The organism is Thermoanaerobacter sp. X514 (assembly GCF_000019065.1).
In the GTDB taxonomy this organism is placed as follows: Bacteria; Bacillota; Thermoanaerobacteria; order Thermoanaerobacterales; family Thermoanaerobacteraceae; genus Thermoanaerobacter; species Thermoanaerobacter pseudethanolicus.
Map to the genome: position 1 here is coordinate 1,598,545 of NC_010320.1, position 11,466 is coordinate 1,610,010.

Genomic DNA, 11,466 nt, shown 5'->3' on the forward strand with positions numbered 1-11,466 from the left:
ACGAAAAAATGGGTGAACACAAATGGAAAGGTTGCAAAAATACTTAGCAGAATGTGGAATAGCCTCACGAAGAAAGTGCGAAGAGTATATTTTACAAGGCCGTGTAAAAGTAAATGGAAAAGTAGTAAAAGAGTTGGGAGTAAAAATCAATCCTGATGTTGACATAATTGAATTTGATGATAAAATTGTGAGAAGAGAAAAGAAAAAAGTTTATATTATGTTAAATAAGCCAACAGGATATATTACTTCCGTAAAAGACCAGTTTGGCAGGCCTACAGTGATGGACTTAGTTAAAGTTAAGGAAAGAATATATCCTGTTGGCCGCTTAGATTATGATACATCAGGGCTTCTGTTACTCACAAATGATGGGGAGATAGCCAATATCTTAATGCATCCTCGACATGAAATTGTGAAGACGTATATTGCAAAAATCAAAGGAATTCCAACACAAGAAGAGTTGGAAAGGTTTAGAAATGGACTTTTGATAGGAGATTATTTGACTTCGAAAGCAGAAATAGAGATTTTAGCAGTTAAAAATGGGACAAGTGTTGTAGAAATAAAAATTCATGAAGGGAAAAATAGACAAGTTAGAAGAATGTGTGAGGCTATTGGACATCCTGTTATTTCTCTTACAAGAACTAAAATTGGTGACTTGTCTTTAGAAGGGTTAAAACCAGGAAAGTGGAGGTATTTGACACAAAAGGAAATAGATTATTTAAAAAGCTTGAGGTGAAGTATGTTTTCAGTTAACTTTGCTAAAGCAGAGGATTTCGAAATTATTAAAAAAATTGCTAATGAGTGTAATTTAAAGGGAACTTTAAATTTTTTTGAAGAGATTTTCATGATTGCAAGAGAAGACAAGCCTTTTGGTTTTATTTCTATGAAAGTAGAAATTAATAATGCTATAATAACTAATTTGGCAATTTTGCCTTCCTACAGGGATAAGGGGGTTGAAAATTTAATGGTAAGAGTAGTACTTAATCATGCCCTAGATATGGGGTTAGAAAATGCTTGTGTCAATATACCTTTTTATAAAGATTTTTTTTGTAAATTAGGTTTTAAAGAAAAAGGCGATTTTCAGATAGTTAAATTAAGAGAGTTTTTTGGAGAGTGAGATATTTTTTTAAATATATTATTAAAAATCTTGGAGGTGTTTTCAATGGAATTATGGTTTACAGAAAATCAGGATGAAAATTTGAGATTTTCTTTGAAAGTTAAAGAAACATTGGTGGTAGAAAAAACTCCTTATCAACATTTAGCAATACTCGATACATATCAATTTGGAAGAGTATTAACTTTAGATGGTATACTTCAAACCACTGAAAAAGATGAATTTGTATATCATGAGATGATAGTACATGTACCCCTCTTTACTCATAAAAATCCAAAAAGCGTATTAATTGTTGGAGGCGGAGATGGAGGCTCAGTAAGAGAGGTCTTAAAGCACCCTTCTGTAGAAAGAGTAGTTTTGGCAGAAATTGACGAGGCAGTAGTGAGAAATTCTAAAAAATATCTTCCTACAATAAGCCAGGCATTAGATGACCCAAGAGTAGAAATAATGATTGGAGATGGAATTAAATATGTTAATGAACACAAAAATGAATTTGATGTGGTAATAGTGGATTCTACTGACCCAATTGGGCCAGCTGTAGGTCTTTTTACTTCTGATTTTTATAAAGCCGTATATGAATGCTTGAAAGAAGATGGTATTATTGTGGCTCAGACAGAATCACCTTTTATTTATGGAAAATTGATAAACAAACTCAGCAAAATGTTCAAAGAAATATATCCTATTACAAAAGCATATATAGCAACAATACCGACTTATCCAGGAAGTTTGTGGACTTTTACCATGGGTTCAAAAAAATATGACCCTGAAGAAGTGGACATAAATTCTATTCCAAGAATAGATACTAAATACTATACACCTGAAATTCACAAAGCGGCCTTTGTACTGCCTAAATTTGTGAAGGATATTTTTGATGAGGTGTAATATGATAGAAGGAAAATATTTTGTTGATCCGGGAAAGTTTTTAGGGGCTACTGAAGATTATGAAAAGGCAGAGGTAGTTATACTAGGTTTGCCTATGGATTACACAGTGAGTTTCAAAGCAGGAAGCCGCTTTGGACCTGCTGCCATAAGGCAAGCCTCTTATGGTTTAGAATATTATAGTGTGTATTTAGATAGGAGGTTGGAAGATAAGAAATTTTATGATTTAGGAGATTTAGTACTTCCTTATGGGAATGTGAAAAAGAGTCTAGATTTAATCTCAAAAGCTACAGAAGACATTTTGAAAAGTGGAAAAAAAGGATTGTTCTTGGGTGGAGAACATTTAGTGACTTATGGAATTTTAAAAGAGTACTTAAAAAAATATGGGGATAACCTTGTAATCCTTCATTTTGATGCCCATACTGATTTAAGAGAAGAATTTTTCGGTGAAGCTTATTCTCACGCCACAGTAATGAAAAAAGTATGGGATATTGCTAAAGGTATTAAAATGTATAATTTTGGGATAAGGTCAGGTGAAAAAGAAGAATTTGAGTTTGCAGAAAAAAATACCCACATGTTTTTGTATGAAGTAGTTGAACCTTTGAAAGGTGTAATTGATGATATAAAAGATTATCCAATTTATATTAGCTGGGATATAGATGTTGTAGACCCTGCTTTTGCACCAGGCACTGGTACACCAGAACCAGGGGGAATAACCACAAAAGAGGCATTAGAGGCAATTCATATTTTAAAAGATTTAAATGTAGTTGGGATGGATTTGGTGGAAGTCTCGCCTTCTCACGATATAGCTGGTATAACCTCTATTTTAGCAGCTAAACTTATAAGGGAATCTATCCTTTCCTTCTTCTAAAAATTTTGAGCCTTTTGGCTCTTTTTTTATTTTGTTTCTTTTGAAAAAATAGTATAATATATTATGAGGAGGTATTAATATGAGTAATAAAATTAAAATTACAGAAACTGTATTAAGAGATGCCCATCAGTCACTCTTGGCTACTCGAATGTCGACGGAAGAAATGCTCCCAATTGCAGAAAAATTGGATGCAGTAGGATATTATTCTATTGAAGCGTGGGGAGGAGCTACCTTTGATGCTTGTATGAGATTTCTTGACGAAGACCCTTGGGAAAGATTGAGAAGATTAAAGAAGAGGATAAAAAATACCCCTCTTCAAATGCTTTTGAGAGGACAAAATCTATTAGGATATAGGCATTATCCTGATGATATAGTAGAAAAATTTGTTGAGAGGGCTGTTGCTAACGGAATAGATATAATAAGAATTTTTGATGCTTTAAATGATGTACGAAATCTTGAAGTTGCCGTTAAAGCTACTAAAAAAGCGGGAGCCCACGCTCAAGGTACCCTTGTTTATACTATAAGTCCTGTTCACAACATTGACCATTATATTAAAGTAGCAAAAGAGCTGACAGAATTAGGAGTGGATTCCATATGCATAAAGGATATGTCAGGAATATTAACTCCTTATGTTGCTTATGAGTTAGTAAAAAGCCTTAAAGATGCAGTAAATATTCCTATACAGTTGCACAGCCATTATACGAGTGGAATGGCGGCTATGACTTATCTTAAAGCAATAGAGGCTGGAGTAGATATAATAGACACTGCTATTTCACCTTTGGCATTAGGAACTTCTCAACCTGCTACAGAAACAATGGTAGCTATTTTAAAAGGCACTCAATATGACACTGGTTTGGATATGGAGTTATTATCAGAAATTGCTTCATACTTTAAAGAAGTAAAACAAAATCACAGTAAAGAAATAGATTTATCTATGGTTATGGGCGTAGATACAGATGTATTAATTTATCAAGTTCCAGGAGGAATGCTATCAAATTTAATTTCCCAATTAAAACAACAAAATGTTTTAGATAAGTACCCAGAGGTTTTAAAAGAAATTCCTAAAGTTAGAGAAGAATTAGGATACCCACCTCTTGTTACTCCTATGAGTCAGATGGTAGGGACTCAAGCTGTCTTGAATGTAATAACTGGAGAAAGGTATAAAATGGTACCAAAAGAAGTAAAAGATTATGTGAAAGGACTGTATGGTAGACCACCAGCGCCAATTTCAGAAGAAATAAAGAAAAAAATAATAGGAGATGAAGAGGTAATAGATATTAGACCAGCAGACCTTTTAAAACCGCAATTTGAAGCGATTAAAGAAGAAATTAAAGAGTATTATGAACAAGAAGAAGATGTTTTATCTTATGCTCTTTTCCCACAAGTAGCAAAGAAGTTTTTTGAATACAGAAGAGCAAAAAAATATCAAATAGATGCAACTCTTCTTAATATGGAATATATGACATATCCAGTTTAACAGGGAAAATTATTTCCCTGTTTTTTTGTGTATATTTAAATTCCTCCTGTAACATATATTTTTATCCTTCATAACATGTAGTAGAAAGTTTAAAGGAGGGAAATAGGATGACAATAGATGGATCTTATTATAATCCTAACTATCCTAAGTATCCTTACCATCATCCCTATTATCCACATCATCCTCATCCGGGACATTGTAAGACTTTTTATACAGTGCAGCCAGGAGATACTATGTGGTCTATAGCGAATATGTTTGGAATAAGTCTTGACTGCTTAATAAGAGCTAATCCTCAGATATCGGATCCTAATTTGATATATCCAGGACAACAAATTTGCATACCTTTCTATTGTCCACCAGTATCTCCAGAAACCTGCAAAACAATATACACAGTAAAACCGGGAGACAGTATGTGGTCTATAGCTAATATGTTTGGTGTAAGTCTTGATGCATTGATAAGAGCAAATCCACAAATACCAGATCCCAATTTGATATACCCAGGACAACAAATATGTATACCTTCTGCGAATTGTTAAGGCACCTTTTAAGGTGCCTTAACAATTAATGTGAAGATATATAGTATTAGGATAATTGCTTGTATATTTTATAACTTTTACAGTCCCTGGTTGAATATTTTTTCCACATTTTAAGCATAGGTAATTTTTGTTTTCTTGCAAATAAGTGTAGCTTATTTCTACCTCTAATTTTCCGTATTTTTTCCAGCTATTCCACCCAGTTTTGCACAATTTGGCTCTGTTTTCATAATCGGCATATACCCATCTCAGCAATCGATGAAAATGAAAAGGATATTTTGTGTATCTTAAAAACTTTTCTGGCAATCCTAAAGATAAAGCGTAATTTTCAAAAGAATTTTCTATTATATCCTGAAGAGGATTTAATATTTGTGTACTTTCCCAATTATACTCTTCTTGTTCTAACCATTTTCTAAAAGTGTCAAACATGTAACCTCTACAAACTTGTATTTTTTCAGTTTTACTTACTTTAAGTTTTTCTAAAAGTTTTTTCCCAATTTCACAGGCTTTTCTTAAATACAATTTATTTTTAAAGTTTTCTTCATTATAATATTCTATGGGAATTATATCATAGAAAAATTCTCCAGTTTCTACTCTCATAGCCCCAATACACGTTCCGCCTACCAAACTTCCACTTCCCGCGTCGTCTATTTGTATCACTGTATCACTCCTTGCCTATATATAAATTTTGTAATAAAATCAAAGTAATTATACGTTATTAATTAGAGGAGGTAGAAAATGAAAATACTTCTTACTAATGACGATGGAGTACAAGGATTAGGGATGTTAAAATTAGCAGAATATCTTAAAGATAAGTATAAGGTAACGGTAGTAGCTCCTGAAAAAGAAAGAAGTGCTATAAGCCATGCTATAACTTTACATAAACCTTTAAGGCTTAAAAAAGTAAAGGAAGAGGATAGTTTGAAAATATATGCAATAAATGGTACACCGTCTGATTGTGTAAAATTAGGGATTGAAGTGGTGTTGAGAGAAAAACCTGATATTGTAATTTCTGGCATTAATGAAGGCTTAAATTTAGGGACAGATATACTTTATTCTGGTACTGTTTCTGCGGCTATAGAAGCCGCAATTTACGGCATTCCTGCTATTGCAGTTTCCCGTGCAGAAACTGCTGATATTGAAGATAGGCGTATATATAAATTTTTGGAGAATTTAATAGAAAAAGTTTTAGAAAAAGGATTACCTAAAAACACATTATTGAATGTAAATATACCCGATTTTAAGAAGGGAATAAAGGGAGTAAAAGCTACAATACTCGGCAAGAGTATCTATATTGAGACTTTTCAAAAAAATTATGACCCAAGAGGGAAAGAGTACTATTGGATGGCAGGGAAAATTTCGGAAATAGAAAAGGATGAAAGGACAGACATTGTTTCTGTAAAAGAAGGTTATATTTCTATTACTCCAATTCATTTTGATTTAACAGAGTACAATATGATAAACATCTTAAACTCCTGGGATATAAAAATAGAGTAAATATTTGTAACATTCTATATGATGCAAGAATTGTATCAAAAATATTCATGACATTTATTATTCATTTTATGGAGGATTTTTTATTTTTATATAGAATATTATATATTGCAAATAAAATTTAATGAGGGTGATAGATTGGTAAAAAATAAAGAGCTCGTAATAATAGAAAAATGGTGCAAAGGCTGCGGTATTTGTGTAGAATTTTGCCCTGTTAAAGTATTGGAACTAAAAAATGGTAAGGTTAGACTGATAGATGCGGATAAATGCACTAAATGTGGCCTTTGCGAGCTCAGGTGTCCTGATTTTGCCATATATTTAGAGGTGAAAGAATGATGCCTACGGTATTGATGCAAGGAAATGAAGCGGTAGTCGAAGGAGCTATAGCTGCTGGACTAAAATTTTATGCAGGATATCCAATAACTCCCTCTACTGAGATTGCTGAGTTTTGTGCCGAAAAGCTTCCTTTTGTAGGAGGGAAATTTATTCAAATGGAAGATGAAATCGCCAGCATGGCAGCAGTTATAGGAGCCTCCCTTACTGGATTAAAAGCAATGACTGCTACATCGGGTCCTGGGTTTTCTTTAAAGCAGGAAAACATAGGTTTTGCTGCTATGGTAGAAATTCCTTGCGTTATAGTGGATGTTCAGCGAATGGGTCCGAGCACAGGAATGCCTACTTCTCCTGCACAAGGGGATGTAATGCAATCCAGATGGGGAACTCATGGAGACCATCCTATAATTGTTTTATCACCTTCTTCTGTAAAAGAAGCCTATTATATTACTATTCAAGCTTTTAATCTTTCTGAAAAATACAGGACACCTGTAATTCTACTTATGGATGAAGTTATAGGTCATCTAAGAGAAGCAGTTAATTTAGATGAATATAAAGATATAGAAATTTTTGAACGACCTATGCCCCAAGATAAAGATAATTACTTACCTTATGAGGATATAGAAAATGGAGTTGTCCCTTTAGTACCCTTTGGTAAAGGTTTTAGATTTCATGTAACAGGACTTGCTCACAACGAAAAAGGATTGCCTACAAATGACCCTAAAGTAACTGAAAAACTGATAAAAAGATTGATGGAGAAAATTGAAAACAATAAAAAAGACATACTGATGTTTGAAGAAAAAGATACTGAAGAAGGAGATGTACTTCTCATATCCTTTGGTTCTTCTGCCAGAGCTTGTGAAGTGGCAATGGAAGAACTTAAAAAAGAAGGGATAAAAATTGGACTTTTCAGACCTATAACCATATGGCCTTTCCCTGATGAAAAATTGAGGGAAATATATCCTAGATTTAAGAAAGTGTTTGTAGTTGAAATGAATACAGGGCAACTTTACTATGAAGTAGATAGAATAATCAAAGGTAATACCTATGTAGGGAAAATTAACAAATTTAATGGAGAGTTTTTCACTCCTTTTGAGATTGTAGAGAAAATAAAGGAGAGTTTTAAAAATGGCATCTGAATTAGTAGAAAAATACATTAGGAAGGAAACGTTACCAAATATTTGGTGTCCAGGTTGCAGCAATGGAATAGTAACGGCAGCTATTGTAAGAGCAATTGACAACTTAGGACTTGACCAAGACAAGGTATGTATTGTATCTGGAATTGGTTGTTCTTCAAGGGCATCAGGATACTTGGATTTTAATACTTTGCATACTACCCATGGAAGAGCTATTGCTTTTGCAACAGGTATTAAATTTGCTAATCCTGAGCTTACAGTAATAGTTATTACTGGAGATGGAGATAATGCGGCTATTGGAGGTAATCACTTTATTCATGCTTGCAGAAGAAATATAGACTTAACTGTAGTGATGTACAACAACCATATTTATGGAATGACAGGAGGACAATATTCTCCAACGACTCCACGGTTTGACAGAGCTACTACTGCACCTTACGGAAATATTGATAGGTATTTTGATATTTGCAAATTGGCCATTGGAGCAGGTGCGACTTATGTAGCTAGGGGTACTGCTTACCATGTTCAACAATTGACAAAACTAATTGAAAGAGGAATTTCTCATAAAGGTTTTTCCTTCATTGAAGCTTTGAGTATATGCCCTACTTACTATGGAAGAAAAAATAAAAAAGGAACACCTGCAGATATGCTAAAGTGGTTAAAAGACCATGCAGTAGACATAAAACAAGCTAGTAAAATGGACCCTGAAGAGCTTCATGACAAATTTATTATTGGAGAGCTTTTAAATATTGATGAGCCTGAATTTGTAGAAGAATATCAAAAAATGTTAAATAATTTGAAGGTGAATTACAAATGAGTTCAATAGAAATAAGATTAGGTGGTTCAGGAGGGCAAGGTTTAATCCTTGCAGGAATAATTTTGGCGGAAGCTGCAATATTGGATGGTAAAAATAGTGTTCAAAGTCAGTCCTATGGTCCTGAGGCAAGAGGAGGATCCAGCAAAGCAGAAGTAATAATAAGTAATGAATATATAACGTATCCTAAGGTATTAAAACCAGACATACTACTTACTCTTGCGTCTTCTGCCTATTTATGCTATAAAAATGACATGAAAGAAAATGGGATAATTATAATAGACGAATCAATAATTCCTAATGATGAAGATACCCAAAAAGTTGTCCGACTTCCCATAATAAAAACTGCGCAAGAGATAATTGGAAGAGCTTTTGTGGCGAATATAATATCTTTAGGTGTAATAGCAGAGTTAACTAATGTGGTAACAAAAGAATCTTTAGAAAGAGCTGTTTTAAATAGAGTACCTCCAGCCACAGAAGAGATTAACAAAAGAGCATTGAGAGAAGGCTATAATCTTGTAAAAATGAGGGGTAGTGAAATATGGCAAAAACAGATGATTTGATAAAAAGGATACAAGATAATTATACAAAATTAAGCAAAAGCCAAAAGATAATAGCAGAGTACATTATAAATCATTATGATAAGGCAGCTTTTATGACAGCTGCAAAATTGGGAGCCAGCATAAATATAAGTGAATCAACTGTTGTAAGATTTGCTAATACTTTAGGCTATAATGGATATCCAGAACTTCAAAATGCACTGCAAGAGCTTATAAAAAATAAACTTACAACAGTCCAAAGGTTAGAAATGACAGAAGAGACAGATGAAATTGCTATATTGAATAATGTACTAAAAGCCGACATAGAAAACATAAAAGAGACCATAAATGAAATAAATAAGGATGACTTTAGAAGAGTCGTTTCAGATATCATCAATGCTACAAAAATTTATATAATAGGTTCCAGAAGTTCTATTGTCATTGCAGAATATTTGGGATTTTATTTAAATTTAATACGGGAAAATGTGTCAGTCGTTAAAGCGGGCGTATCAGATGTTTTCGAGCAAATTCTCAGAGTTAGTGAAAATGATTTAGTGATAGGAATTGGTTTTCCGAGATACTCAAAAAGAACATTAGATGTGCTGAAATATGCAAAATCTCAGAATGCAAAAATCGTTACAATAACAGATAGCTTGATTTCTCCTCTTACCTCTGTTGCTGATGAGATATTAATTGCGAAAAGCAACATGGCTTCTTTTGTGGATTCATTAGTGGCACCTTTAAGTCTTGTCAATGCTCTTGTGGTAGCTGTGGGCCTTAGAGAAAAGGAAAAGATAGCCGATACTTTTGAAAAATTAGAGAGTATTTGGGATGAATATGGGGTATATTTCTCAAAACCAAATTAATTATAAAATTTTGAAGGGTTATTAAAAATTTTGTAGAATATATAACATAGAAATCGATTCATTTGCTTCAAAATTTTAAAATTAGGAGGATAATAAAATGTCAAAAGAGTCATTAAATCCTTTGATTATTGCGCAAAAGCAGATTAAAAATGCTTGTGATTTGCTGGGGGTAGAAGAATTTGTTTATGAACTTTTAAAGGAACCTATGCGAGTATTAGAAGTTTCTATTCCTGTACAGATGGATGATGGTACAGTAAAAGTCTTTAAAGGTTATAGGTCTCAACACAATGACGCATTAGGACCCACAAAAGGAGGAATAAGATTTCATCCTGACGTTACATTAGATGAGGTAAAAGCCTTATCCATGTGGATGACATTTAAATGTGGGGTAGTAGGACTTCCTTATGGAGGAGCAAAAGGTGGAGTAGTGGTAAATCCAAAAGAATTGTCTAACGATGAGTTACAGAGGTTGAGCAGGGGCTATATAAGAGCAATAACGAGCATAATAGGTCCTAATAAAGATATACCTGCACCAGATGTAAATACTAACATGCAAATTATGGCCTGGATGGTAGATGAATATAACAAAATTGTAGGTTACAACAGCCCGGCTGTTATTACAGGGAAACCTTTAGTATACGGAGGTTCGAAAGGGAGAACTGCTGCAACAGGGTATGGAGTTGCGTTAATGGCTCGAGAAGCTATAAAACGTTTACAAATGGATTTTAAAAATTGCACAGTAACTGTACAAGGTTTTGGAAACGTAGGAAGTCACACTGCTTTAAACCTTCAAAGATTAGGCGCTAAAATTGTAGCAGTAAGTGATGTGTATGGAGGTATATACAATAAAGATGGAATTGATGTTGAAAAATTAGTAGAGCATGTAAATAAGACGGGAACAGTGTGCAATTTTGAGGGAACAACCAGTATAACAAATGAAGAGCTTTTAACAATGGAGGTAGACATTTTAGCTTTAGCAGCTTTAGAAAATCAGATAACTTTTGCAAATGCGCCAGATGTAAAGGCGAAAATAATTTGCGAAGGAGCAAATGGTCCTACAACTCCTGAAGCAGATAAGATTTTAGCAGAAAGAGGTGTGTTTGTAGTTCCGGATATTTTAGCTAATTCAGGAGGAGTAATAGTTTCATATTTTGAATGGGTACAAAATCTCATGAATTATTATTGGACAGAAAAAGAAGTAGAAGAAAGACAGGAGATTATGATGGTAAATGCTTTTAACGCTATATATGAATTAGCACAGCAGTACAAAGTTGATATGAGGACAGCAGCTTACATGATATCGATTAAACGGGTTTATGAAGCTATGAAAATTAGAGGTTGGTTATAAAGGGTTAGTACAAAATTAGCGTAAACATTACTCTTATAAACTTTACTGCAATTGCAATTACTGTT

14 protein-coding genes are annotated in these 11,466 nt (G+C 33.5%); 13 read left to right on the forward strand and 1 reads right to left on the reverse strand.

The genetic code is table 11. The features are described from left to right. Positions 1 to 22 precede the first annotated feature (22 nt). The 6 genes from TETH514_RS07955 to safA all read left to right on the forward strand — a co-directional run bounded on the left by TETH514_RS07955 (position 23) and on the right by safA (position 4,874). A complete protein-coding gene (locus TETH514_RS07955) occupies positions 23 to 733 on the forward strand; it encodes a pseudouridine synthase (protein ID WP_009052357.1) in 711 nt (236 codons plus the stop codon). A gap of 3 nt (positions 734 to 736) precedes the next feature. Next, positions 737 to 1,114, forward strand: coding sequence for a GNAT family N-acetyltransferase (locus TETH514_RS07960; protein WP_009052358.1), 378 nt, complete (start codon positions 737 to 739; stop codon positions 1,112 to 1,114). Positions 1,115 to 1,159: 45 nt separating this feature from the next. Then, complete coding sequence (speE, locus tag TETH514_RS07965; RefSeq protein ID WP_003867984.1) at positions 1,160 to 1,993, forward strand: polyamine aminopropyltransferase; 834 nt, start codon at positions 1,160 to 1,162, stop codon at positions 1,991 to 1,993. Between the two features lies 1 nt (position 1,994). Continuing rightward, complete coding sequence (gene speB / locus TETH514_RS07970) at positions 1,995 to 2,861, forward strand: agmatinase (protein ID WP_003867983.1); 867 nt, start codon at positions 1,995 to 1,997, stop codon at positions 2,859 to 2,861. 79 nt (positions 2,862 to 2,940) lie between these two features. After that, positions 2,941 to 4,338, forward strand: a complete 1,398-nt coding sequence (locus TETH514_RS07975) for an oxaloacetate decarboxylase subunit alpha (RefSeq protein ID WP_009052359.1) — start codon at positions 2,941 to 2,943, stop codon at positions 4,336 to 4,338. A 107-nt stretch (positions 4,339 to 4,445) separates the two neighbouring features. Further along, a complete protein-coding gene (safA, locus tag TETH514_RS07980; protein WP_009052360.1) occupies positions 4,446 to 4,874 on the forward strand; it encodes a SafA/ExsA family spore coat assembly protein in 429 nt (142 codons plus the stop codon). 18 nt (positions 4,875 to 4,892) lie between these two features. On the opposite strand, the gene TETH514_RS07985 is transcribed toward safA, so the two are convergent. Beyond that, complete coding sequence (locus TETH514_RS07985; RefSeq protein ID WP_003867980.1) at positions 4,893 to 5,531, reverse strand: hypothetical protein; 639 nt, start codon at positions 5,529 to 5,531, stop codon at positions 4,893 to 4,895. Positions 5,532 to 5,609: 78 nt separating this feature from the next. Here TETH514_RS07985 and surE point away from each other — a divergent pair, with 78 nt between their 5' ends. The 7 genes from surE (at position 5,610) to TETH514_RS08020 (ending at position 11,401) form a co-directional block, all read left to right on the forward strand. Then, entirely contained in the window at positions 5,610 to 6,368 is a 759-nt protein-coding gene (gene surE, locus TETH514_RS07990) for a 5'/3'-nucleotidase SurE (protein WP_003867979.1), read from the forward strand. Positions 6,369 to 6,503: 135 nt separating this feature from the next. Further along, positions 6,504 to 6,701: an ATP-binding protein gene (locus tag TETH514_RS07995; RefSeq protein WP_009052361.1), complete on the forward strand. Its 198-nt coding sequence runs from the start codon at positions 6,504 to 6,506 to the stop codon at positions 6,699 to 6,701. After that, positions 6,698 to 7,837 (forward strand): 2-oxoacid:acceptor oxidoreductase subunit alpha, encoded by a 1,140-nt coding sequence (locus TETH514_RS08000; protein ID WP_009052362.1) that lies wholly within the window; start codon positions 6,698 to 6,700, stop codon positions 7,835 to 7,837. Before TETH514_RS07995 ends, TETH514_RS08000 begins: the two co-directional genes overlap by 4 nt. Beyond that, positions 7,827 to 8,651, forward strand: a complete 825-nt coding sequence (locus TETH514_RS08005) for a 2-oxoacid:ferredoxin oxidoreductase subunit beta (protein ID WP_009052363.1) — start codon at positions 7,827 to 7,829, stop codon at positions 8,649 to 8,651. Before TETH514_RS08000 ends, TETH514_RS08005 begins: the two co-directional genes overlap by 11 nt. Continuing rightward, positions 8,648 to 9,211 (forward strand): 2-oxoacid:acceptor oxidoreductase family protein, encoded by a 564-nt coding sequence (locus tag TETH514_RS08010; RefSeq protein ID WP_003867974.1) that lies wholly within the window; start codon positions 8,648 to 8,650, stop codon positions 9,209 to 9,211. The genes TETH514_RS08005 and TETH514_RS08010 overlap by 4 nt, the downstream gene beginning before the upstream one ends. Continuing rightward, positions 9,190 to 10,053, forward strand: a complete 864-nt coding sequence (locus tag TETH514_RS08015; RefSeq protein WP_009052364.1) for a MurR/RpiR family transcriptional regulator — start codon at positions 9,190 to 9,192, stop codon at positions 10,051 to 10,053. The genes TETH514_RS08010 and TETH514_RS08015 overlap by 22 nt, the downstream gene beginning before the upstream one ends. 97 nt (positions 10,054 to 10,150) lie before the next feature. Further along, a complete protein-coding gene (locus tag TETH514_RS08020; protein ID WP_009052365.1) occupies positions 10,151 to 11,401 on the forward strand; it encodes a Glu/Leu/Phe/Val dehydrogenase in 1,251 nt (416 codons plus the stop codon). Positions 11,402 to 11,466 lie beyond the last annotated feature (65 nt).

Excerpts from the sequence above, each read along its gene's own strand:
- TETH514_RS07955 (WP_009052357.1), top strand. The coding sequence starts at position 23 with ATGGAAAGGTTGCAAAAATACTTAGCAGAATGTGGAATAGCCTCACGA.
- TETH514_RS07960 (WP_009052358.1), top strand. The coding sequence starts at position 737 with ATGTTTTCAGTTAACTTTGCTAAAGCAGAGGATTTCGAAATTATTAAA.
- speE (WP_003867984.1), top strand. The coding sequence starts at position 1,160 with ATGGAATTATGGTTTACAGAAAATCAGGATGAAAATTTGAGATTTTCT.
- speB (WP_003867983.1), top strand. The coding sequence starts at position 1,995 with ATGATAGAAGGAAAATATTTTGTTGATCCGGGAAAGTTTTTAGGGGCT.
- TETH514_RS07975 (WP_009052359.1), top strand. The coding sequence starts at position 2,941 with ATGAGTAATAAAATTAAAATTACAGAAACTGTATTAAGAGATGCCCAT.
- safA (WP_009052360.1), top strand. The coding sequence starts at position 4,446 with ATGACAATAGATGGATCTTATTATAATCCTAACTATCCTAAGTATCCT.
- surE (WP_003867979.1), top strand. The coding sequence starts at position 5,610 with ATGAAAATACTTCTTACTAATGACGATGGAGTACAAGGATTAGGGATG.
- TETH514_RS08000 (WP_009052362.1), top strand. The coding sequence starts at position 6,698 with ATGATGCCTACGGTATTGATGCAAGGAAATGAAGCGGTAGTCGAAGGA.
- TETH514_RS08005 (WP_009052363.1), top strand. The coding sequence starts at position 7,827 with ATGGCATCTGAATTAGTAGAAAAATACATTAGGAAGGAAACGTTACCA.
- TETH514_RS08010 (WP_003867974.1), top strand. The coding sequence starts at position 8,648 with ATGAGTTCAATAGAAATAAGATTAGGTGGTTCAGGAGGGCAAGGTTTA.
- TETH514_RS08015 (WP_009052364.1), top strand. The coding sequence starts at position 9,190 with ATGGCAAAAACAGATGATTTGATAAAAAGGATACAAGATAATTATACA.
- TETH514_RS08020 (WP_009052365.1), top strand. The coding sequence starts at position 10,151 with ATGTCAAAAGAGTCATTAAATCCTTTGATTATTGCGCAAAAGCAGATT.